At 74.3% G+C, this 21,997-nt stretch carries 18 protein-coding genes and 1 pseudogene; 8 read left to right on the top strand and 11 right to left on the bottom strand.

The window, feature by feature from the left end; genetic code table 11:
• Positions 1 to 237: 237 nt before the first annotated feature.
• Positions 238 to 3,615, top strand: a complete 3,378-nt coding sequence (locus tag HDA34_RS07595; protein ID WP_036316201.1) for a beta-phosphoglucomutase family hydrolase — start codon at positions 238 to 240, stop codon at positions 3,613 to 3,615.
• A 128-nt stretch (positions 3,616 to 3,743) separates the two neighbouring features.
• Here the strand turns inward: HDA34_RS07595 and HDA34_RS07590 are convergent, their stop codons facing one another.
• The 3 genes from HDA34_RS07590 to HDA34_RS07580 form a co-directional block, all read right to left on the bottom strand.
• Positions 3,744 to 5,093, bottom strand: a complete 1,350-nt coding sequence (locus HDA34_RS07590) for a sensor histidine kinase (RefSeq protein ID WP_051995287.1) — start codon at positions 5,091 to 5,093, stop codon at positions 3,744 to 3,746.
• On the bottom strand, positions 5,090 to 5,755 hold the full coding sequence (locus tag HDA34_RS07585) for a response regulator transcription factor (RefSeq protein WP_036316202.1): 666 nt from the start codon (positions 5,753 to 5,755) through the stop codon (positions 5,090 to 5,092). The genes HDA34_RS07590 and HDA34_RS07585 overlap by 4 nt, the downstream gene beginning before the upstream one ends.
• Positions 5,756 to 6,012: 257 nt before the next feature.
• Entirely contained in the window at positions 6,013 to 7,467 is a 1,455-nt protein-coding gene (locus HDA34_RS07580) for an L-lactate permease (protein ID WP_036316204.1), read from the bottom strand.
• 81 nt (positions 7,468 to 7,548) lie between these two features.
• Between HDA34_RS07580 and HDA34_RS07575 the strand changes: the two genes are divergently transcribed.
• Positions 7,549 to 8,703, top strand: a complete 1,155-nt coding sequence (locus HDA34_RS07575) for a nitronate monooxygenase (RefSeq protein ID WP_036316206.1) — start codon at positions 7,549 to 7,551, stop codon at positions 8,701 to 8,703.
• A 51-nt stretch (positions 8,704 to 8,754) separates the two neighbouring features.
• On the opposite strand, the gene HDA34_RS07570 is transcribed toward HDA34_RS07575, so the two are convergent.
• Positions 8,755 to 9,762, bottom strand: coding sequence for an IS481 family transposase (locus HDA34_RS07570; RefSeq protein ID WP_182496707.1), 1,008 nt, complete (start codon positions 9,760 to 9,762; stop codon positions 8,755 to 8,757).
• Positions 9,763 to 9,889: 127 nt separating this feature from the next.
• Here HDA34_RS07570 and HDA34_RS07565 point away from each other — a divergent pair, with 127 nt between their 5' ends.
• The 3 genes from HDA34_RS07565 (at position 9,890) to HDA34_RS07555 (ending at position 12,608) form a co-directional block, all read left to right on the top strand.
• Positions 9,890 to 11,227, top strand: a complete 1,338-nt coding sequence (locus tag HDA34_RS07565) for a sensor histidine kinase (protein ID WP_061866766.1) — start codon at positions 9,890 to 9,892, stop codon at positions 11,225 to 11,227.
• A gap of 38 nt (positions 11,228 to 11,265) precedes the next feature.
• Complete coding sequence (locus tag HDA34_RS07560; RefSeq protein WP_012751126.1) at positions 11,266 to 11,958, top strand: response regulator; 693 nt, start codon at positions 11,266 to 11,268, stop codon at positions 11,956 to 11,958.
• 383 nt (positions 11,959 to 12,341) lie between these two features.
• Positions 12,342 to 12,608, top strand: coding sequence for a hypothetical protein (locus tag HDA34_RS07555; protein WP_020625619.1), 267 nt, complete (start codon positions 12,342 to 12,344; stop codon positions 12,606 to 12,608).
• A 13-nt stretch (positions 12,609 to 12,621) separates the two neighbouring features.
• Here the strand turns inward: HDA34_RS07555 and HDA34_RS07550 are convergent, their stop codons facing one another.
• Positions 12,622 to 13,119 carry a TetR/AcrR family transcriptional regulator gene (locus tag HDA34_RS07550; RefSeq protein WP_233437085.1) on the bottom strand — a complete coding sequence of 166 codons (498 nt, stop codon included), beginning with the start codon at positions 13,117 to 13,119 and terminating at the stop codon, positions 12,622 to 12,624.
• A gap of 244 nt (positions 13,120 to 13,363) precedes the next feature.
• On the opposite strand from HDA34_RS07550, the pseudogene HDA34_RS07545 reads away from it, so the two are divergent.
• Together HDA34_RS07545 and HDA34_RS12130 are read left to right on the top strand one after the other, a co-directional pair.
• Positions 13,364 to 13,843 (top strand): annotated as a pseudogene (locus HDA34_RS07545) (ABC transporter ATP-binding protein); the annotation flags it as partial.
• A gap of 119 nt (positions 13,844 to 13,962) precedes the next feature.
• A complete protein-coding gene (locus HDA34_RS12130) occupies positions 13,963 to 14,823 on the top strand; it encodes a VOC family protein (protein WP_036382371.1) in 861 nt (286 codons plus the stop codon).
• Positions 14,824 to 14,838: 15 nt separating this feature from the next.
• Here the strand turns inward: HDA34_RS12130 and HDA34_RS07535 are convergent, their stop codons facing one another.
• The 5 genes from HDA34_RS07535 to HDA34_RS07515 form a co-directional block, all read right to left on the bottom strand.
• Positions 14,839 to 15,816, bottom strand: coding sequence for a bile acid:sodium symporter family protein (locus HDA34_RS07535; protein ID WP_036382369.1), 978 nt, complete (start codon positions 15,814 to 15,816; stop codon positions 14,839 to 14,841).
• Positions 15,817 to 15,934: 118 nt separating this feature from the next.
• Positions 15,935 to 16,930 carry a hypothetical protein gene (locus tag HDA34_RS07530; RefSeq protein ID WP_123244128.1) on the bottom strand — a complete coding sequence of 332 codons (996 nt, stop codon included), beginning with the start codon at positions 16,928 to 16,930 and terminating at the stop codon, positions 15,935 to 15,937.
• A gap of 178 nt (positions 16,931 to 17,108) precedes the next feature.
• Entirely contained in the window at positions 17,109 to 18,971 is a 1,863-nt protein-coding gene (locus HDA34_RS07525; RefSeq protein WP_134377314.1) for an ABC transporter ATP-binding protein, read from the bottom strand.
• A 58-nt stretch (positions 18,972 to 19,029) separates the two neighbouring features.
• The gene (locus HDA34_RS07520; protein ID WP_061866760.1) at positions 19,030 to 19,500 is read right to left on the bottom strand and encodes an NUDIX hydrolase; all 471 of its coding nucleotides are present in this window, start codon (positions 19,498 to 19,500) and stop codon (positions 19,030 to 19,032) included.
• A 25-nt stretch (positions 19,501 to 19,525) separates the two neighbouring features.
• Entirely contained in the window at positions 19,526 to 20,356 is an 831-nt protein-coding gene (locus HDA34_RS07515; protein WP_231862037.1) for a LysE/ArgO family amino acid transporter, read from the bottom strand.
• A gap of 69 nt (positions 20,357 to 20,425) precedes the next feature.
• Here HDA34_RS07515 and HDA34_RS07510 point away from each other — a divergent pair, with 69 nt between their 5' ends.
• A complete protein-coding gene (locus HDA34_RS07510; protein WP_084776531.1) occupies positions 20,426 to 21,349 on the top strand; it encodes an ArgP/LysG family DNA-binding transcriptional regulator in 924 nt (307 codons plus the stop codon).
• Between the two features lie 93 nt (positions 21,350 to 21,442).
• Here HDA34_RS07510 and HDA34_RS07505 read toward each other — a convergent pair whose 3' ends face one another.
• A complete protein-coding gene (locus tag HDA34_RS07505) occupies positions 21,443 to 21,868 on the bottom strand; it encodes a WGxxGxxG family protein (protein WP_061866758.1) in 426 nt (141 codons plus the stop codon).
• Positions 21,869 to 21,997: the final 129 nt, after the last annotated feature.

Here is a 21,997-nt window from a genome sequence, read left to right as displayed (position 1 = left end):
GCCGAGTGTGTCCTGCTCGTTCCCGGGCCACGCTTCCGGCGCGCGGGGGCACACGTCCGCCCCGTCGGCACGACCCTATTCCCGGAACCCACCGCGCCGCAGCGACATCACCGCAGCTGAGAACCGCTGTGATGTCGCTGCGGTGCGGTCGGCCGGAACGACGGCGCGCTCGCTGCGGTGAACATCGCCGCGGCACTCCCCGTGCGGCCCCACTTCCCCGCCCGTAGGCTGGTTCCCATGTCGCAGACGCTCACCCCCGCCGCTCCGCAGGACCTGAACGCCCGCCGTCACCGGCTCCGCCGCTACCGCGCCGTCATCTTCGACATGGACGGGGTCATCACGGACACCGCCGGCGTGCACGCGCAGGCGTGGAAGGAGCTCTTCGACGGGGCGCTGCCCGCCGTGGGCGCGCTGCCCGCCAACGCCGCCGTCGTCGCCGCGGACCCGGACGTGCTGCGTCCCTTCGACGCCGCCGCCGACTACCTGCACCACGTGGACGGGCGCCCCCGCGAGGACGGGGTCCGCACGTTCTTCGCCTCCCGCGGCCTGAGGGTGCCGGAGGCCGACGCCCCCGAGGCGGACGCCGCCCCGGAGCTGACCGTCCTCGCCCTCGCCGAGCGCAAGCAGGGCTACTTCGAGCAGGTCCTCGAGCGCGACGGCGTCCGCGTGTTCCCGGAGGCCCAGGACCTCCTCGAGCGGCTGCGGGCCAAGGGTGTGCCGGTCGCACTGGTCACCAGCTCCAAGAACTCCCGCGCCGTGCTCACGGCCGGCGGCGTGCTGGACTTCTTCCCCGTGATCGTGGACGGGAACACCGCCGTCGAGCGCGGGCTGCCGGGCAAGCCGGACCCGGCGATGTTCTGGGAGGCCGCCCGCGAGCTGGGCGTCGACGTCGCGGACGCGATGGTCCTCGAGGACGCCGTCTCCGGCGTGAAGGCCGCCTCGGACGGCCGCTTCGGCCTCGTGATCGGCGTGGACCGCGAGCCCGAGCTCGGCAAGGGCCGACTCAAGGCGGCCGGCGCCCACCTGGTGGTCCAGGACTACGGGACCCTGCATCTGGAGGACCGCACCACCACCCCGTTCGACCCCGCGTGGGTGCTGCGCTGGGACCGCTTCGACCCGGCCTCCGAGGGCACGCGCGAGGTGCTGTGCACCCTGGCCAACGGGTACTGGGGCACCCGCGGCGCTGTGCCCGGCACGCACATCTCCTCCGTCCACTACCCCGGCACCTACATGGCCGGGGTGTTCAACCGGCTGACCTCGATGGTCCAGGGCCGGGTCGTGGAGACCGAGCACATGGTCAACATCCAGGACTGGACCCCGCTCGTGGTGACCCCGCGCCACGGCCGCCCGCTGCTGCCGGGTGAGGAGAACCTCGTGGAGTACGGCCAGGAGATGGACCTGCGCCGCGGCGTGCTCTCCCGCACCATGACCTTCGAGGACGAGCAGGGCCGGCGCACCACGGTCCACACCCGACAGTTCACCTCGCTGGCCAACCGGCACCTCGCCGCGATCGAGCTGACCGTCGTGGCGGAGAACTGGTCCGGGGACCTCACGGTGCGCTCGAAGATCGAGGGCCGCGTGGCCAACCTCAACGTCTCCGACGACCGCACCCTCGCCAACCAGCACCTCGAGCCGGTCCAGGCCCGGGAGATCGACGGCGAGACCGTCCTGCTCGAGACCGCCACCAACCAGTCCGGCATCCACGTGGCCGTGGCCACCCGCACCCGCCAGGTGGCGCCGGTGGGCCACCACGAGCCCATCCGCCGCCCCGTGGACGGCTCGGACCTGGTGGTCGGCCAGGACATCCTCCTCCACGTGGACGAGGGCGTGCCGCTCGTGCTGGAGAAGATCGCCGCCGTCGCCACGAGCCACGACCACGCCAACGCCTCCGTGTGGGAGTCGGCGGTGAAGGACGTCCAGCGCGCCCAGAACTTCCGCAACCTGCTGACCCTGCACGAGCAGCGCTGGGGCACCAACTGGGACCGGTTCTCCGTGCGCATCGACCTGGCCGAGCCGTACCGGCATCAGCGCCGCTCCACGGCGGCGGAGGCCGGCGGCGAATACGCGCCGCCCGTCGTCGACGCCGGCCACTCGGCCCCGGTGGGGTCCGCGGTCCCGATGGGCAAGGACGGCGCGTCGCTGCGCCAGCAGCTCGCCCTGAACCTGCACACGTTCCACGTGCTCCAGACGGCCTACGGCCGCCGCCGGGACCTGGACGCCTCCGTGGGGGCACGCGGCCTGCACGGCGAGGGCTACCGCGGCCACATCTTCTGGGACGAGATCTACGTCTACCCGATGCTCACGCTGCGCCGCCCCGAGATCACCCGGGGCCTGCTGATGTACCGCTACCGGCGTCTCAACGAGGCCCGCGCCAACGCCCAGGCCGAGGGCTGGGCCGGTGCCATGTACCCGTGGCAGTCCGGGGCGGACGGCTCCGAGGAGACGCCCACCGAGCTGTGGAACCCGCGCTCGCGCATGTGGATGCCGGACAACTCCCACAACCAGCGGCACGTCTCCCTGGACATCGCCTACTCGGTGCTGCGGTACATCGAGATCACGAAGGACACGTCCTTCATCTCGGACTACGGCGCGGAGATGCTCGTGGAGATCTCCCGGTTCTTCATGTCCATGACCCTGCACAACGCCGTCACGGACCGCTACGAGATCCACGGCGTCATGGGCCCGGACGAGTTCCACGACGGCTATCCCGAGACCCCCGGCTCCGGCCTGCGCAACAACGCGTACACGAACGTGCTGACCTCGTGGGTGCTCGCGGAGACCGCCCGCCTGGTCCGCTGGCTGGACACGATCGACGACGGCCTGCCCGAGCTCATGGAGATCTCCGAGGAGGAGATCGAGCGCTGGGAGGAGGTCAGCACCCGTCTGACCGTGCCGTTCTTCGAGGAGGGCGAGGAGGCCGGCATCCTCGCCCAGTTCGAGGGCTACCAGGACCTGCTCGAGTTCGACTGGGAGGCCTACCGCGCCAAGTACGGGAACATCGGCCGCATGGACCTGATCCTGCAGGCCGAGGGCGACGCCACCAACCGGTACAAGCTCTCCAAGCAGGCCGACACCCTCATGCTCGGATACCTGTTCTCCGCCGAGGAGCTGGACCGGATCCTGCGCCGCATGGGCTACGAGCTGCCCGAGGAGGCGTTCGAGCGGATGGTCACGTACTACGAGGCCCGCTCGACGCACGGCTCCACGCTCTCCCGGCTGGTGCACGCGTGGGTGTCGGCCCGCACGGACCCGGACCGGTCCTGGGACCTGTTCACGGAGGCCCTCGAGTCGGACCTCTCGGACACGCAGGGCGGCACCACGAAGGAGGGCATCCACCTGGGCCTGATGGCGGGCACCGTGGACACGGTGATCCGCTGCTACGCGGGCCTCGAGACGCGCGACGACGTCGTCCGGCTGCACCCCCGCATGCCCGCCCAGCTGCCCGGCGCCCGGTTCACCATCCGGTTCCGCCAGCAGCCCGTGGTCATCCAGATGACCCAGCGGGAGGTGACGGTGGCCGCGGGCGAGGGCATGTGGCACGACGTGCCGATGATCATCGCCGGCCGCGAGCACACCCTGTCCCCCGGCGAGAAGCTGACGGTCCCGCTGGGCTGAGGGCCGCCGTCGTCGGCCACCCCACCCCGTCCCTTTGGGGGCGAAAGTGGGCGGTATCCCGCGCGGATACCGCCCACTTTCGCCCCCGGACGCGGGAGGACGCGGGAGGACGCGGCTGCCGCCCCGGCTCAGCGCAGCGGCAGCTCGGCGCGGACCACCCAGCAGCCGCCCAGCGGGCCGGCCGTGAGGGTGCCGCCGAACACGGCCACGCGCTCGCGCATGCCGGCCAGGCCGAAGCCGCTGGCCATCGCGACCACCACGCGGTCGCGGCGGGGCTCGCCCTCGTCCATGGGGCTGGCGATGCACAGCACGAGGCGGTCCGCGCCCTCGAGCTGCGAGGTCAGGCGCACCGTGCCGCGGCGCGGGGCGTGCTTGAGGATGTTCGTCACCGACTCCTGCACCACACGCAGCACGGTCAGCTCCAGGGAGCGCGGCAGCTCGTCCAGCTCGGTCAGCGAGCGCTCGACCGCGAACCCGGCCGCGTGCAGCTGGGCCTCGAACTCGTCGAGGCGGGCCGGCAGGTCCACGACGGCGTCCCCCTCCGCCGTCTGCGCGTTGCGGGAGGAGCCGCGCAGCGCGGTGAGCATGCGGCGCAGGTCCACGAGGGACTGCCGGGCGGCCTCCTCGATGGCCTTCTCCGCGGCGGCCCGTTTGTCCGGGTCCCTCTGGGTGGGCAGCATGGCGGCCTGCATCGAGATCACGGTGAGCCCGTGCGCGACGACGTCGTGCAGCTCCGCCGCGATCCGCTGCCGCTCGGCCTCCGCGGCGCAGGCGGCGGCCTCCTCGGCCCGGCGCAGGGCCGCCTCGCGGTCCCGGGCCCGATGCCGGGATCGGCGGATCATGAAGGCCGGCACCGCCACGCACAGCGCGACGATGAGCGTGATGACCATGACGCCCTTGAGGCTGTCCTCGTCCGCCCACGTGCCGTCGGTGAGGACCTCGCCCGCGACGGTGAGCAGGATGAGGGCGCCCAGGGCGAACCAGACGAACACCCGGTGCGAGTACCGCGTCACCATGGCCGCGCCCAGGACGACCCCGCCACTGAACGCCTGCGGGGTGAGGTGCGCGTGGTCCGCCTCCACGAGGCCCACCAGACCGAACGTGCACCCGAGCAGCACGAACACCGCCGCGAGGGTGGGCTGCCACCCGAACAGCAGCGTGACCAGCACGCTCGCCAGGAACAGGACCCAGCGCAGGAGCGGCTCCCGCCCCTCACCCGTCAGCCCGCCGTCCTCCTCGAGGATGCCCGCGAGTTCGGGGTCGGCGCTCAGCCCGGCGGCCACCGTGGGCCCCAGCATCAGGGTGAGGATCTCCCCCAGCACCATGAGCCCGACGATCACATAGAGGACGATCCGCGTGTGCCGGGAGACGGGTTCCGTGCGCAGGATCGCCGGCAGGCGGGAGCCCAGGGGAGACTCGGCAGGCGGGGGCGACGTCGCCGTCGTCGTCCGAGCCGGGGCGGGCGCCGCGATGCTCATCCGATGTCCACGAGGCCCGCGCGGGCGGCGCGGATGAGGATCTGCACGCGGTCACGGACCTGCCACTTGTCCAGGACCTTGCCGATGTGGGACTTCACCGTGGCCTCCGCGAGGAACAGGGCGCCGGCGATCTCCGCGTTGGAGGCGCCCTTGGCGAGCTCGCGGACCACGTCCAGCTCGCGCTCGGTGAGGCGCTCGTGCGGGGCGAGGGGCTCGGCCGGGCAGGGGGCGGTGTGCTCGGGGGCCGCGGTGACGGCCTCCACCAGGTCCGCGGCCACGCGGGCGGAGAACACGGCGTCCCCGGCATGGACGCGGCGGATGGCGTCCACCACCTCGGCCGGCGGGGCGTCCTTCACGAGGTAGCCGGCGGCGCCGGCGCGCAAGGCGGGCACGAGGTACTGCTCGGAGGAGAAGGTGGTGATCGCCAGGACGCGCACGCCGGGGGCCTCGGCGGAGATGCGCGCGGTGGCCTCGACGCCGTCCATGCGGGGCATCTGCATGTCCATCAGCACGACGTCGGGGGCCAGCGTGCGGGCCGCCTCGAGGGCCTGGACCCCGTCCTCGGCGGAGCCGACCACCTCGAGGTCCTCGGCCTGGGCCACGAAGTGCTCGAGGGCGGTGCGCATCAACGCCTGGTCGTCGGCCACGACTACTCGGATCATGGCGCCCAGCCTAGGAGGCGCACAGGCCGCCGCGCGTCCACCGAAGGTCGACGTCGGCCCCCGCCTCGGGGCGGACCGGGCCGGCTCCCGCGCCCGGCCGGCCACCGCAGTCCCGGCGCCTCCGTGGGCAGAACCCACAACCCCATCGCCTCCGTGGGCAGAAGAGAGGGCACTTCTGCCCACGGAACGCTCTGGCCTGCCGCTTCCGCCCACGGAACCGGGCCGCCCCACCCGGGCCCCGCTCCACCCCCCGCGCGTCACCGCGGCAGCAGGAACCAGCCCATCACGGCCATGCCGAGGATCCCGGCGAGCATGGCCGGCAGCAGCACCACGAACAGGTTCCGCCGCGTCACGGCCCAGCCGGGCATCTGCGGCGACTGCGCCCCCGCGGCCATGCCGTGGGCCACCTGGATGCGAGCGGGCCCGGCGACGATGCCCCAGCCCGCGGCCGCGTTGTGCAGGCCGTTGGACCAGGGCGGGGGGACGCCCAGGGCGGCGCCTGTGTCCATCTGCAGGGGGCCGATCAGGGCCATGGCCCCGGTGTTCGAGGCCGTGATGAAGCCTGCGAACGCACCGAGGAACGGCATCGCCACCAGGTAGGACTCCCCCATCCCGCTGAGCGCGCCCGCGAGCGCCTGCGAGACCCCGCCGGCGGAGAGGATGAGCCCGAACGCCACGTAGAGCGCGTTGGGGATGGCGGTGCCCACCCACAGCTTCCCGGCCTCGCGGGGGACGCGGCGGCGGGCGGCGGCGTCGAGGTGGAGCAGCTGCACGCCCACGCCCACCGCCACGAACGCCCACAGCGCCGGCGTCCCCACGAGGGCCGCCGCCCCCTCGAGTCCGAACGCGCCCTTCACGGTGGTGCCCAGCACGGTGCCGGCCATGAGCGTCAGGTACGGCACCACGTCCCGCCCCGGCCCGGGCAGCAGCCGGCCGCCGCGGATCACGAGCAGCCAGGCCACGGTGAGCACGAACGTGGCGACGGCGCCCGCCGGCGCGGTGCCGACCACGAGGTTCGCCCCCAGGATCAGCGCCCACTGGGCGACCCCGGAGAGCACGGCGACGCCGAGCCAGGGCAGTGTCCGGGCCGGGCCGACGTCGACTCGCATGCCGCGCGCCCCGCGCAGCAGCAGCACCGTGGCCACGCCCGCCACCAGGCAGGCCGGCAGGTTGAACACCGCGGCGGTGACCCCGATCTCCCGGAAGTCCAGGCCGAACAGGCGGGCGCCCATGAGCGTGCCCGGCGCCATGGACCCCCACGGGCCGATGGTGAGCGCGAGGACGGAGATCAGCGCGGACCGGAACGCCGTGTAGCCCAGACCCAGCAGCAGCGGCACACCCACGATCAGGGAGACGCCGAACCCGGTCACGGTCTCGAGGAACGGGATGACGCCGTGCACCATGAGCAGCGCGGTCGCGATCGTGGGGCCGTTGCCCGCCGACAGCCACGCGGCCAGGCGCGCGTGCCCGCCCGAGTACTCCATGACGCGGGACAGGGTGATACCGCCAGCGATGATCGCCAGGATCTCGAGCAGCGTGGGCACGCCGGCGCCGACCGCGCCGCCCAGGTCGCCCGGGGCCACGCCGAAGACCGTGAGGGCCAGCAGCACGGCCACGGCCGTCCCGGCGGCCGGGGCCACCCACGCGGGCAGCCGGGTGAGCAGCAGCACGAGGGTGAGCAGGATGGGTGAGAGCGCGAGCAGCACCTCCACGGCGCACCCCCTCTCCTCGTGTACTGCGCCCCACTGTAGGCGCGGGGTGGGGCCGACACCCCTCCCCTTACTCTGGGGGTCATGACGCAGCCATCCCACCCCGACGACGTCACCCGCGCCCGCCTGATCCCGCCCGTGCCCGTGGCGGTGGCCCCGATGGCCGGCGGCCCCTCGACCCCGGAGCTGGTCGCCGCCGTCGTCGGCGCAGGCGGCGGCGGGTTCCTCGCCGGCGGCATGCGGACGGCCGCGCAGATGCGCGCGCAGGTGGACGCGCTGCGCGCGCTGCTGGGCGCGGAGGGGCCGGACCGCTGGGGCGTGAACCTGTTCGTGCCGGACGCGGTGAACACGGCCATCCCGGACGCGGCGCGCACGGAGGCGGCACGGTCGGCGCGGGCGGCGGCCGTCGCCGCGTACCGGGCGGACCTGACGGCCGACGGCGCCGCCGACCTGCCCACGGCCGCGGACGTGGTCCCGGACCCCGACGCCGAACGGGCCGACTTCGACGCCCTGCTCACCGCCGCCGAGGAGCAGGCGTGGCCGCTGGTCTCCTTCACGTTCGGCCTGCCGGCCGCGGACGTGTTCGCCCGGCTGGCCGCCGCGGGCATCCCGGCCGGGGCCACCGTGACGGACGCGACCGAGGCGCGGGCCGCCCTCGAGCACGGGGCCGCGTTCCTCGTGGTGCAGGGCCACCGCGCCGGCGGGCACCGGGGCACGTCGGACCCGGCCGCGGAGCCGCCCCGCGCCGAGCTGCCGGCGGTGTTGCCGGCGGTGCGCGACGTCGTCGGGACGGGGGCCACGAGCGCCGTGCCCGTGGTGGCCGCCGGCGGCGTGGGCACCGCCGAGGACGTGCGCGCCCTGCTGACCGCCGGCGCGGACGCCGTCTCGGCCGGCACCGCGTTCCTCCTCACCCCGGAGGCGGGCACCTCGGCGGCGCACCGGGCCGCCGTCGCGGCGTGTGCGGCCGGGACACGCTTCTCCGCTGACGACGGCCGGGCCCGCACCGGCCTGACCCGCGCCTACACGGGGCGGTGGGCGCGGTCGCTGGCCACCGCGTTCATGGCGGAGCACCCGGACGCCCCCGCCGCGTACCCCGAGGTCAACGTCCTGACGAAGGGGCTGCGCGCCGCCGCCGCGGCCGCCGGCGACCTCGAACGCGTCCACCTGTGGGCCGGCACCGAGGCGCACCGGGTCCGGGAGGCGCCGGCCGTCGACGTCCTCGCCTCCCTCACGCCCTGAGGACCGCCCCGGATCATCCCGCGGGCTGACGCCGGCCCCTCCGCCTGCGGCCTAGGTGTAGGAGGGCATGACGTTGTTGACTCGGGCCGGTGCCAACGAGGCCGGAGGAGCGTCTCCGCAGGAGGTATGAGGCCGATGGTAGTTGTAGTGGTTCACCCACACCGCCAGGGCCTCACGCCGAGCTTGCTCTGAGGAGTACGGGCGGGCGTAGAGGACCTCATCGACCATCAGCCGGTTGTACCGCTCGACCTTCCCGTTATGGCGCGGGGTGTAGGGGCGGATCCGGTGATGCCGGCCCCCGAGCGAGACCACCTTCGCGGTGAAGTCCGCAGCCCGATAGTTGTTCCCGTTGTCCGTGATCACCCGGTCCACGGTGATGCCGTGGGCGGCGAAGAACGCCCGCGCCCGGCAGTAGAAGCTCACGGTCGTGGCCGCCCGCTCGTCCTCCAACGCCTCGGTGTAGGCCAGGCGGGTGTACCCGTCGATCGCCGAGTGCAGGTAGGTGTAGCCGACCCGCCGGCCAGGCCCGCGCTTGGAAGCACGGCCTGCTTCACTTTCACGTCCGTGGGTGCGCCAGCCGCCCCCGTCTGGGATCTTCCCGATCTTCTTCACATCCAGGTGCACCATGTGCCCCGGGCCGCGGGCGGTGATCTTCTGGGGTCGTTGGCGCAGGTCTTCTCCGGCCGGGGTCAGGTCCCGTAGGCGGGAGATCCCGAGTCGGTGCAGCCACCGTCCCACGGTACGAAGACACACCCGGTGGCCCTCGGAGACGAGGTGGTGATGGATGCGCCGTGCGGACCACTTGCGCTCCCGCCGCAGGGCGTGGATCCGGGCGACCAAGACCGGATCGAGCTGGGCAGGTGAACGGTGCGGCCGGCTGGGCAGGTCCTGAAGGCCGGCTTCTCCCTGGGCGCGGTAGCGGGCGACCCAAGTGGCCACCGTGGGCCGGCTCACCCGGAACTCGGCGGCCACGTGCGCCTGCGGGATCCCGTCGTGCAGGTGGCGGTGGACCATCCTGAGACGGCCGGTCGGGGTCAGGGGTGCGTTAGCGTGAGTCATGAGTGGGTCTTCTCGGGCAGGTCGGTGGTGTAGGAACTTCCATCCTGCGGGAGAGGCCCACTCGTCTCATCTCAGCCCGGTACCCATGTCAAGAACCTCATGACCCACAACACCTAGGCTGGCCCGCGTGAACCCCCTGCGCCGCCTCGACCAGTGGACGCGCCTGCACCCCGTGCGCACCGACGTGATGGCCGCCGCGGCACTGTTCACCGTGCTCGTGGCGCTCCCGTGGATCGCGCTCGGGCCGATGGTCGCCCCGGACCCCCAGGGCAGGCAGACGGCCGTCTCCCTCCTGGCCGGGGCCGGCATGGTCCTGCCGTGGGCCGTGCGTCGGGTGCGCCCGGTGGCCTCGGCCGCCGTCGTGACGGCCGCGGCCGTCCTGCACCTGCTCGCCGGGCCCGAGTTCAGCATGTCCCTGCTGATGGTGCCGCTCACCGTCTACAACCTCGCCGCGAACGCGCCCCGGAGCATCTCCGTGGCCGGGCTCCTCACGGGGCTGGCCGGCGGCGTGGCCAACGGGGTGAAGGTGTGGCTGTTCCCGGCGCAGTTCGTCACGCCCGACGGCCTCACCGTCCGCTCCCCCGCGGAGCCGCTGGCCATGGTCATCATGGCGATCGGCTGCGGGCTCATGGTGCTCACCGCGTGGGCGTTCGGCGACGTCGTGCGCAACCGCCGCCTCACCGTGCGCGCCCTCGAGGACCGCGCCCACCGCCTCGAGGTGCAGTCCCGGCAGGAGCGCGAGCTCGCCGCCGCCGACGAGCGCAGCCACATCGCCCGGGAGATGCACGACATCGTCGCCCACTCCCTGCAGGTGGTCATCTCCCAGGCCGACGGCGCCCGGTACGCCGCCGCCGCCAAGCCCGCGCTCGCGGTCACCGCGCTCGAGACCATCGGCCAGACCGGCCGCTCCGCGCTCGCGGACATGCGCCAGCTGCTCGGCGTGCTCCGCGAGACCGGCGAGACCGTGGCCGGGGTGCCCGGCGTGACGGACGACGACGCCCGGCGGCCCGCCGCCGACGCCTCCCCCGACGGCCGCGGCACCCGCCTACCCCCGGGCCGCCGACCCCAGCCGCGGCTCGCGGACCTGCCCGCGCTCGTGGAGACGATGCGGCTGTCCGGACTCGAGGTGTCCCTGCTGGAGACCGGCACGCCCCGCCGTGCGCTGCCGGCGGGCGGCGAGCTGGCCGCGTACCGGATCGTGCAGGAGGCGCTGACCAACACGCTGCGCCACGGCGGGCCGGACGCGGACGCGTTCGTCACGCTCGCCTGGACGGCGCGCGGCCTGGACCTGCAGATCGACGACGACGGCTGCGGCGCCGCCGCCGACCCCGCCACCCGGGGAAGCGGCCAGGGTCTGCGGGGGGCCGCCGAGCGGGCGGCCCTGTTCGGCGGGACGCTCGAGTCGGGGCCGCGCGTGGGGGCCGGGTACCGCGTGTCCGCCCACCTGCCGTACTCGGCGGTGTGAGGGGTGGCCGCCCCCGCCCGACTTGAGAGGATGACCCCATGAGCTCCGAGGAGACCGCCCCCGTCCGCGTGGCCCTGGTGGACGACCAGGCGTTGATCCGGTCCGGGCTGGCCATGCTCGTGGACTCGCAGCCGGACCTGACGGTCGTGGCGGAGGCGGGCAGCGGGCGCGAGGCGGTGGCGTCGGTGTCCGTGGCGGGCGCCGACGTCGTGCTGATGGACGTGCGCATGCCGGAGATGGACGGCATCGAGGCCACCCGCGCGCTGCTGCGCCGGCCGGACGCCCCGCGCGTCGTGGTGCTGACCACCTTCGACCTGGACGAGTACGCCTTCGACGCGATCGAGGCGGGCGCCAGCGGCTTCCTGCTCAAGGACGCCCCGCCCGAGGAGCTGCTCGCCGCGATCCGCACGGTGCACCGGGGCGACGCCGTGATCGCCCCGTCCACGACGCGCCGGCTCCTGACGCACATGGCCCCGCGTCTGCGCTCGGACCAGGTCCGCAGCGCGGAGTGCGAGGAGCAGCAGGCGGCGGTGGCGTCGCTGACCCCGCGCGAGCGCGAGGTGCTGGTGCTCATGGCGCAGGGCGCCGCGAATCTGGAGATCGCCGCCGAGCTCGTGCTCTCCGAGGCGACGGTGAAGACGCACGTGGGCCGGGTGTTGGCCAAGCTCGGCGCCCGCGACCGCGTGCAGGCCGTGCTCATCGCCCACCGCGCGGGCCTCGTGCAGTTCTGACCCGCCGTTCCGGCACGCCCTGCAGCCCCCGCCCTAGCCCCTGCCCCACCCCTCGTCGAGGCCCGCAGACGCGCCGCTACGCCGTCGTCGTAGCGGCGTGTCTGCGGGCCTGGGCGGCGGGCCTCAACGGCCGGCCTCAACGGCCGGCCTCAGCGGTCGGCCGGGGCGGCGGGGCCCTTCCCTGAGCCACTCCCCAGGCACCTGCCAGCACAATCACAGGTCATACCTGGGTATGAGTCGGACGCCCCGAGGTTCATCCTCATGGCCCTGCCGGTGCGCCCACCCCCTCCGCGATGCTGGACGCAGGCCCCGCAGCGGGTCCGCCGCCGGGGTGCACGCGCCGATGGCCGCCCCGGCCCGACGCGCACTGGAGGAGAGGCACCATGACCGGCAGCATCCTGGACCACCCCACCCCGACGACGTCCCGCGCCTCCGACCCAGCCGCCGAGCAGGCGCAGCGGGACAGTGAATGCGTGGCCTTCTTCGTGGCGCTGGTGACGGCCGCCGTCGTGATGCTGGGCCTGAGCCTGTTCACGGGGGTCGAGGGGCTGCTCCGCCTGGCACTCACCGCGGGCGCCGGCCTGCTCGCCGGCGCCGTCGCGTGGGCCACCGCCCGCCCCGTCCTGGAGGACGACGCCCCGGGCGACTGACCCGGCTGCGCCCTCAGGGCCGCAGGCCGCGCAGGTACGTGTCCAGCAGCCAGCCCCGCTGGCCCGGGCCGTGGCCCAGCAGCTCGCACTCCGGCGACCGGGTGACCATGAGCAGGCCGAACAGGTAGTCCGCCCCGGTCACGTCCGGGCCCACGAGCCCGGCCCGCCGCGCCCCGGCCACCACCTGGTCCGCGAGCTCGAGGATCACACGCTCGGCCTCGGCGATGAGGGCCTCCGGCGGCCGGTCGGCTGGGTCGAAGTCGTCCCGGGCCGCCGCGAGCGAGGCCAGGTTCACGGCCCCCAGGTCCTCGGCGAGCCGCCGCCACCGCGCCTCGGCCCCGCCGTCGCGCTCGTCCCCGGCCGCCCCGTCGAGGAAGGCCTGCAGGATCCCTCCGGTGCGGGCCACGACGTCCTCGAGCACGGCGTCCAGCAGATCCCGACGCGTGGGGAAGTGCCGGTACAGCGTGCCCACGCCGACCCCGGCCTCCTGCGCCACCCCGCGGAGGGACATCGCGGCCCCCCTGGGTGGCGATGAGACGGCCGGCGGCCGCCAGCAGGTCCTGGCGGTTGGCGCGGGCGTCGGCTCTCATGTCCCCATCATCCCACTCCGCCCGGCACCGCCCGGCGGCGGGGACCTGACGCCCTCGGGTCCACGCCTCGCCGGCCCGCCTCATCCCCGGGCATGACCCGCCGCCCGCGGAGGTGGTCCCCTCCTCCGATCCGCCCCGCCGGGTCCGCGCGGGAGAGTGGCCGCCATGGACACCTCTTCCCCCGCACACCCCTTCTCCCCCACGACCCCCGGCCCCGTCGCGCCGGGGCCGGGCACGCCGTCGTCGTCCGCCACCACGACGACGGCGCCCGCCGTCTGCGCCCGCGGCCTCACCCGCGCCTACGGGCGCGGTGACGCGCAGGTGCACGCCCTGCGCGGGGTGGACGTGGACTTCGCCTCGGGCGCGTTCACCGCGATCATGGGGCCCTCGGGGTCGGGCAAGTCGACGCTCCTGCACTGCCTGGCCGGGCTGGACGCGCGGACCTCGGGCTCCGTGAGGATCGGCGGCACGGAGATCACAGGACTGGACGACACCGCCCTGACCCGCCTGCGCCACCGCCCGCACGAGCTCTCGGGCGGTCAGCAGCAGCGCGTCGCCGTCGCCCGCGCCCTGCTCACCCGACCGGGCGTCGTGTTCGGGGACGAGCCCACCGGCAACCTGGACACCGCCACCTCCACCGAGGTGTGAGCAGGCGGGGCGCGGTGCGTGCGAGCCGCGCCCCACAGCTCGGCGCCGGTCCGCGGCCCCGGCGACGCGCCCGAGACCTCGTGACGGGGTCCCGGGCGCGCCCTACGCTGAGCCGCATGAGCGAGACCCTCCTCGCTGCCCCTGCCGCCCCCGCCGGCTCCCCCGCCTGGATCGACTACACCGCCCCCGACTTCGCCCGCCAGCAGGCCTTCTACGAGGCCCTCTTCGGCTGGTCCTTCACCGACTCCGGCGAGGAGTTCGGCCACTACCGCATGATCACCAAGGACGGCGCCTCCGTGGGCGGCGCCATGGACGCCGACCAGCTCTCGCAGATGACCGGCGAGGACGCCCCGCCCGCCGCGTGGACCGTGTACCTGCGCACACAGGACATGGACGCCACCCTCACCGCCGTGCGGGAGAACGGCGGCGCCGTGCTCGTGGACGCCATGCCCGTCGGCGACCTCGGTGTGATGGCCATGGCCGAGGGCCCGGGCCACGAGGTGGTGGGCTTCTGGCAGTCCGGCACCTTGGCCGGCCATGACCTGCCGCTCACCCCCGGCACCTCCGTGTGGTTCGAGCTCATGACGACCCGCTTCGACGAGTCCGCCGAGTTCTACCGCGCCGTGGCCGGCTGGCAGCCCACCCCGCTGGGGGACGACGGCGCCCCGGAGGACACGCAGACCGCGGCCGACGCCGAGGACGCGGCCCACGACGGCCCCCGCTACGCGACGAACCACCCGTTCGACCGCGCGACCGCGGGCCTGTGCGACGCGCGGGCCTGGCTGCCGCCGAACGCGGTGGGGTACTGGCGCATGTACATCGCCGTCGCGGACACGGACCGCGCGCTCGAGGTGATCCGCGAGCACGGCGGCACGGTCCTGGACGGCCCCCAGGACTCCCCGTTCGGCCGCGTCACCACCGTGCAGGACCCCGCCGGGGCCACGTTCCAAATCAACGAGCCGCCCGCGCAGGGCTGACCTGCGCCGCGGCCCTCACTCCTGCGCGGCGCGCCGGCCGTCGGAACGGCGGTAGGCCATCGCGAGCACGGCCCCGGAGAGGTTATGCCAGATCGAGAACACGGCGCCCGGCAGGGCTGCCGCCGGCGAGATGTACTGCGCGGCGAGGCCCGCGGCCAGGCCCGAGTTCTGCATGCCGACCTCGATCGAGACCGTGCGCGCCACGGGCGTGGGCAGCCGGAACAGCTTCGCCGCGCCGTAGCCGAGCAGGTAGCCGAGCCCGTTGTGCAGCACCACCGCTGCGAACACCAGCAGGCCCGCCGACAGCACGCGGGAGGCGCTGTTGCCGACGACGGCGGCCACCACCAGCGCGATGAACACCACCGAGACCCACGGCAGGGCGGGCAGCACGCGGTCGACGACGCGGCGCAGCAGCAGGCGCACGACGAGTCCGCCCAGGACCGGCAGGAGCACGATGTTCACGATGGACTTCGCCATGGCGCCGCCGTCGACGGCCATGTACTGGCCGGCCAGCCACAGGGTGAGCAACGGCGTGAGCAGCGGGGCCAGGAGCGTGGACACGGAGGTCATGGCCACGGAGAGGGCGGTGTCGGCGCGGGCGAGGTAGCTGACCACGTTCGAGGACGTGCCGCCCGGGGCCGAGCCCACGAGGATCACGCCCGCCGCGAGCTCGGGCGGCAGCTGGAGCACGACGGCGACGCCGAGCCCCAGCAGCGGCATGATCGCGTACTGCGCCACCACGCCCAGCAGCACGGGCAGCGGCCGGCGGGCGACGAGGCCGAAGTCCGGAAGGGTCAGCGTCAGGCCCATGCCGAACATGATGATCCCGAGGAACAGGTTGACCTGGGGCAGCAGCGTCTTCGCGGCGGTCGGGGCGAGGAAGCCCACGAGCGCGGCGGCGAGCACCAGCAGCGGGAAGACGGTGACGGCGATGCGTGCGGAGCGGTCTTCCGCGCGGCGGGCGTCGGTGGGGGCGGGATCCGGTGCGGTCATCCCGTCATGGTAGGAGCGCGACCGCGGTGCGTCGTCGCGTGACGCGGCGCCGTCGTCGGCCTTCCGGAATCTTCTGCGCCCCTGACCCTTCTGGACGTCCGCTCCCGCCCCAGAAGGGTCAGTTCCGCAGACGATCCTCCGCGCCACCGGCGTCGAGACCGCCACGCTCCGCGATCGCGGCCCGCACCAGCCCCGCCGTCTCGACGAATCCCCGCCACCGGTCCGTCCCCGCCACCCGGATGTTGAGCCAGCCCTGACGCAGGAACACCGCGTCCCGGCGGGTGTCCTTGCCGACCTGCGCGGCGCCGTCGTGGGTCTTGCCCTCGTAGTGGATCGCGATCCGCCACCACCGGTAGCCGAGGTCCGCGCTGGCGGGGTGCCACAGCGAGTAGTCCGGGTCCCAGAGCTCGATCTGCAGGTCCGGCTCGGGCAGCCCCGCGGCCATCAGCGCCAGGCGCAGTTCGGTCTCGGCCGGGGAGTCGGAACCGGTGCGCACGAGCGCGAGCGCCTCCCGCGCCCGCACGATCCCGGCCTCGCCGGTGTGCCGCTCGAGCGCGGCGCCGAGCTCCCGGCGGGTGGCCAGCGCGACCTTCCCCCGCCGTTCGTCCTCCCGTGCCAGCCGATCCCCCACCGCCACGAGCGCGTCTCGGTCCAGGACGGTGGCCAGGTGGAACCAGGTGTCGGCGTGCGAGGTCCATCGCAGCCCGTGCAGCCGGTCCCTCCGCACGAGGACGCGGTCCAGGTCCACGAGCCGGGTGCGCACGCCGGGCTCCCGTAGCACCCGGCGGGTGCGGGACCGCAGGACGGTAGGACGCACCCGGGCCTTCACGTCGTCCGGGAGGGGCCAGCCCAGCAACCGGGCCACGGACTCTCCGGTCACCACGACGTCGGGACGCATCGCCGCCAGGTCCTGCAGCCGGGACAGCTCGGTGGCGAGGGGACGCGCGGGCGGCGTCGCCCCGGTGACGGGGCCGATCCAGCGGTAGTGGCCGTGCGCGACGCGTTCGACGTCCCGGCTGCGCAGCCGCGACCCGGACACCCCGGCGGCCAGCGCCTGCGCCCGCGTGAACGGGGCGTCCTGGAGGTGGGCGGGGAAGGGTCCGGGCACGCGCATGGCCCCGATCCTGCTCGCTCCCGACGTCGGCGGGCCCGGTTGTCCACAGGCCCTGCGGAGGCGTCGGGCCGACGTCGTCGTGGACGTCCTGCCGCGCGCTGGGAATCCGTTGCACATCTGACCCTTCTGGGCCGCCGCGCAGCGCTCGGAAGGGTCGGATCCGCAGAAGATTCCGGGATCATCCGCTCAGCCCGTACTCCTTCAGCATCTTCCGGGCCTCCTGGGTGCCGGCCCTCTGCAGCTCGAGCAGCTGCGCGTAGATCCCGCCTGACTCGGCCAGCTCGGCCGGGGTCCCGATCTCCTGCACCTGCCCGCCGCGCAGCGTGACGATCCGGTCGACGGACGCGATCGTGCTCAGCCGGTGCGCCACGATCAGGCTCGACCGCCCCACCATCAGGTCCTCGAGGGCCGCCTGCACGAGCCGTTCGGACTTCGTGTCCAGTGCGGAGGTGGCCTCGTCCAGCACGAGGATCGGTGCGTCCTTGAGCACGGCCCGCGCCACCGCGATCCGCTGCCTCTGCCCGCCGGACAGCCGCAGCCCGCGCTCGCCGATCACCTGTTCGTAGCCGTCGTCGAACGCCTCCACGAACCGGTGCGCGTACGCGGCCTTGGCGGCGGCCCGGACGCGTTCGTTGGAGGCGCCGGCGTCCGCGTAGGCGATGTTCTCGCGCACCGTCCCGGAGAACAGGCTCGGCTCCTGGAACACGGTGGCGATCCGCCCGCGCAGCGCGGCCAGGTCCAGCCCGGCGACATCCTGTCCGAACACCTCGATGCGTCCGCTCGTCACCGGGTACAGACCCAGCAGCAGGTGCGCGATGGTCGACTTCCCGCCGCCCGACTCGCCCACGAGCGCCACCCTGGCACCCCGCGGGATGTCGAAGGACACGCGGTCCAGCACGGGGCGGGAGGCGTCGGCGTCGTAGGCGAAGGAGACCTCGTCGAAGCGCACGGCCGGCACGTCCGCGGGGACGCCCGGCGCACCCGGCACGACGTCGGCCCGCGGCTCCGCCGGCGTGCGCGGCGCCTCCGCACCCGCCACCGCGAGCGCCGCCCCGCCGGCCCGCTCGCGCTCCTCGGCGAGCACCTCGAAGTAGTCCTTCGACCCGGCGACGGCCCGCTGGGCGGAGTCCACGAGGAAGCTCATGGAGAAGATCGGCTGCCGGGCCATGTTCATCAGCTGCAGGAGGATCACCATGTCGCCCACGGAGAACAGGCCCTGCGCGGTGCGGACGAACACGATCAGGTACATCGCGCCGAAGGCCACGTTCAGGGCGAGCCGCCGCCCGGCGTCCATGCCGTGCCAGAACCGGGACTGCTGCCGGGTGATCCCCACGGTCCGCAGGAACCGGTCGCGGAACCCGGTGAGCTCGTGGTCCTGCCGGTTGTAGGCCCGCACCACGGACATCTGAGAGACCACCTCGGCGAACCGCCCCGAGGCGATGTCCACCTCCGTGTTCTTCTCCCCCTCCCACACCTGCCACTTCGCGGAGGTGCGGGCGGTGAGCCACATGTACACGGGGAAGACGACGGCCAGCAGGATCGCCAGCGGCCACCAGTAGAACGCGGTGATCACGAGCACCGCGGCGGTGGTGATGAGCATGGTGAACGCGTTGTTCGCGAAGAACTGCAGGAACTGGGTGAGCTCGTTGATGGTGCGGTTCAACCGGTTGACGACCCGCCCGGTGATCGCGGTGTCGAAGTACCGCTGGGGCAGGTGCAGCAGCTGCTCGAAGTACCGCGTGGAGAGGATGGTGCGCATGCGTGCGGCCATCACGTCGCCCCAGTAGCCGCCGACGCTCACCACCAGGGTGGTCGCCACCTCGACGGCGAGGAACGCGACCGCCAGCCAGATCACCGCGGTGACGGCCTCGGCCACGTCGGTCTCCCCCGCGACGGCGGCGACGATCCGGTCCGTGGCCGCACCGATCAGGAACGGGGTGGCCAGGGCCAGCACCGCGGCCAGCACGGAGCTGACGGCGATGCCGAGGTAGAGGCGGTGGAGCTGGGGCGCAAGGCGCAGGATGCGGAGCAGCGACGTCACCGGGCCAGGCTAGTGGCCGGGGCGGACATCAGCGCGGGCCGGCCGGCCCGCCAGGACGTCAGAACGGGGGCGTGGCGGCGACGGCGGCCAGCACGGGGTGCAGCAGCGGGGCCACGCCGTGCCCGCCCGGTGCGGCCGGGGCGGCGGGGTCCATCCAGTGCAGCTCGACGATCTCGTCCGTCGGCTCGGGGACCTCGTGCCGGGCGACGGGCCGCCACAGCGCGAACACCTCCGAGTGCAGGGCGGCACCGGGCTCGTTGGCCGCGGCGGTGTCCCACGCACCGAGGCGGGTCAGCTCGTCCGGGCGCAGGCGCAACCCGGTCTCCTCGGCCACCTCGCGGACGGCGGTGTCCACGGCGGCCTCGCCGGGCAGGTGCTTGCCGCCGGGGAACATGAACATGGCGGTGCCGGCCTTGCGGACGGTCAGCACGCGGCGGTCCGGGCGGGCCAGCACGACGGCGGAGACGCGGATGACCTCCCCGCCCGCGACGGTCGGCGTGCGGGCGGAGTCGGAGGGGGAAGGACTCATGCCCCCATCATCCTCCCCGGGCGGCTCAGAGGAGCGTGAGCCCCACCTTCACGGCGATTCCCAGCATGAGCACGCCCACCACGGCGTCCACGATCCGCCACGTCCGCGCCGAGTCCATGGACGGGGCGAGCTTGGTGCCGCCCCAGCCGAGCGCGGTGAACCAGACGAGCGAGGCCGCCACCGCGCCGCCCACGTACACCCACTTCGCCGCCCCGAACGTCTGCGCGAAGGTGCCCATCATCACCACGGTGTCGAGGATGGCGTGCGGGTTCACCAGGGAGACGGACAGCGCCAGCAGGATGATCCGCGGCAGCGGCGTCTGCGGGCGGTCCAGCGCCACGCGGCGCGGCTGCACGCGCTGCCGCACCGCCACCGACCCGCCGCCCGAGGGGGCGCCGAAGCCGGGCGCGCCGTCGTCGTGACGGCCGACGCCGGCCCCGGCCGGCTCGCGATCGGCCAGGCGGCCGGTCGCCGGGTCGATCAGCGGCAGCTCGCCGGTGAGGACCGCGAGGTCGATGCGGTCAGGGCCGTGCCCGGTCCCCTCGACGTCCGCGGCCGCGGTGGTGAGGGTCCGGTCCCCGCGCCAGGCGGAGCGCAGCGCGCCCACGGCGAACGCGAGGAGGTAGACCACGCCGGCCACGGTCAGCGCGGGCACGAGCCACGGCCAGCGTTCGGCCACCACGCCCACGCCGCCGGCGCCGAGCACGAGCAGCGCCACATCGGCCACGAAGCACACGGTCAGGACGGTCCACACGCGGTCGCGTCGGACGATCTGGCGCAGCAGGAACAGGGTCTGCGCGCCGATGGCGACGATGAGGGCGAGGTAGGTCAGGAATCCGGTGGCGAAGATGGTCACCGAGCGAGGATAGGAGCCGTCCCACGTCCGTGCCATCGCGATCTTCTTCAAGATCTGAAGACATCCTTCATGACCACCCCTACCCTGGACCGCATGAACTCCGACCACCTGCGCGCCCTCGTCGCGGCCGTCGACCACGGCACCTTCGACGCCGCCGCGGACTCCCTGCGGATCTCCGGCTCGGCCTTCTCGCAGCGGATCAAGGCCCTCGAGCGGCAGGTGGGCCAGGTGCTCCTGGCCCGCACCGTCCCCGTCCGGCCGACCGCGGCCGGAGAGCGCCTGCTCCGTCTCGCCCGGCAGACCCTCGCACTCGAGGACGAGGCGCTCGCCGCGCTCGGCCGCGGCGACGGAGGCCGCGTGCCGCTGCGCGTGGCCCTCAACGCGGACTCCCTCGACACGTGGTGGGAGCCCGTGCTGCGCGAGGCGGCGACGTGGGACGACGTCGTCCTGCAGATGCAGTCCGAGGATCAGGAGCACACCGCCGTCCTGCTGCGGGACGGCGCGGTCGTGGCCGCCGTGACGGACGACCCCACGCCCGTGGCCGGGTGCACCTCCACCCCGCTGGGCACGATGCGCTATCACGCGGTGTGCGCGTCCTTCCTGCTGGAGCTGCACCGCGACGCGCGGGGCCGGGTGGACTTCGGCTCGCTGCCGATCGTGGACTACGGCCCCCGTGACGGCCTGCAGCACACGGTGCTGCGCCGCGTCACCCGCGGCCGGCCCGTGGCCGACCCGCCGACCCACCTCGTGCCGTCCGTGCACGCGTATCTGCGGGCGGTGGAGCTCGGGCTGGGCTGGGGCATGCTCCCCTCGGTGCAGATCCCGCCGGGCGTGCTCGAGGGCCGGCACCCCGACCTCGAGCCGATCCCGGCCCTCGGCGCGGCCGACGTGCACCTGCACTGGCAGCGCTGGACGGCCGGGACCGCGGCTCTGGACCGCCTCACGGACGCGGTGCTGCGCGCCGCGCCCTCGGCGGGGGACACCGCGGACTGACGGGCGCATTCGAGACTCTCCCGGACACACCGCGACCCCCGCCGGAGGGGCGGGGGTCGCGGTCACGGGCCGCTCGGGGCGGCCGGGGTCGGGTCAGCGGGCGTCGCCGGTGCCCGGGCGGCGGGTGGCGTCGCCCAGGGTGCCGTCGGCCTCGCGACGGCGGGCGTCCGCGCCCTCGGTGCGCACGTCGCCGGCGCGGTCGTCCACGCGGTGCACGTCGTGGTCACGGTGCGCGCCGGCCACGTGGTGGTCGCGGCGCACGGGCTCGGCGTGCACCTCACGCTTGCGGCGACCGGCCAGGCCCGCGAGGCCCAGCAGGCCGGCCAGGCCCCACAGGCCCCAGTTGCCGTTGTCGTCCTTCTCCTCCTCCTGGGGGGCGGGCGACTCGGAGGCCGGTGCCGTGGTGGCGGTCTCGGTGGCCGGGGCCGTGGTCTGCGCGACGGCGGCGGGGGCACCGAGGCCGGTGACGACGGCGGCGCCGAGGGTCAGGGCGGTGGCGGTGCGGCGGATGTCAGTCATGATCGTGCTCCTCTCACCGGCGGCCTGCGCCGACCGGCGTCGGGGTGGATCGGCCGGAAGTCCCGGACGACCCTGTCGGTCATACACAGGCACCGTACGCATAGGGGGGTGGGGATACGTCAACGGTTG

Origin of the sequence: Micrococcus luteus, from assembly GCF_014138885.1 — a bacterium.
Taxonomy (GTDB): Bacteria; Actinomycetota; Actinomycetes; order Actinomycetales; family Micrococcaceae; genus Micrococcus; species Micrococcus luteus.
This window is presented reverse-complemented; position numbering and strand designations above follow the sequence as displayed.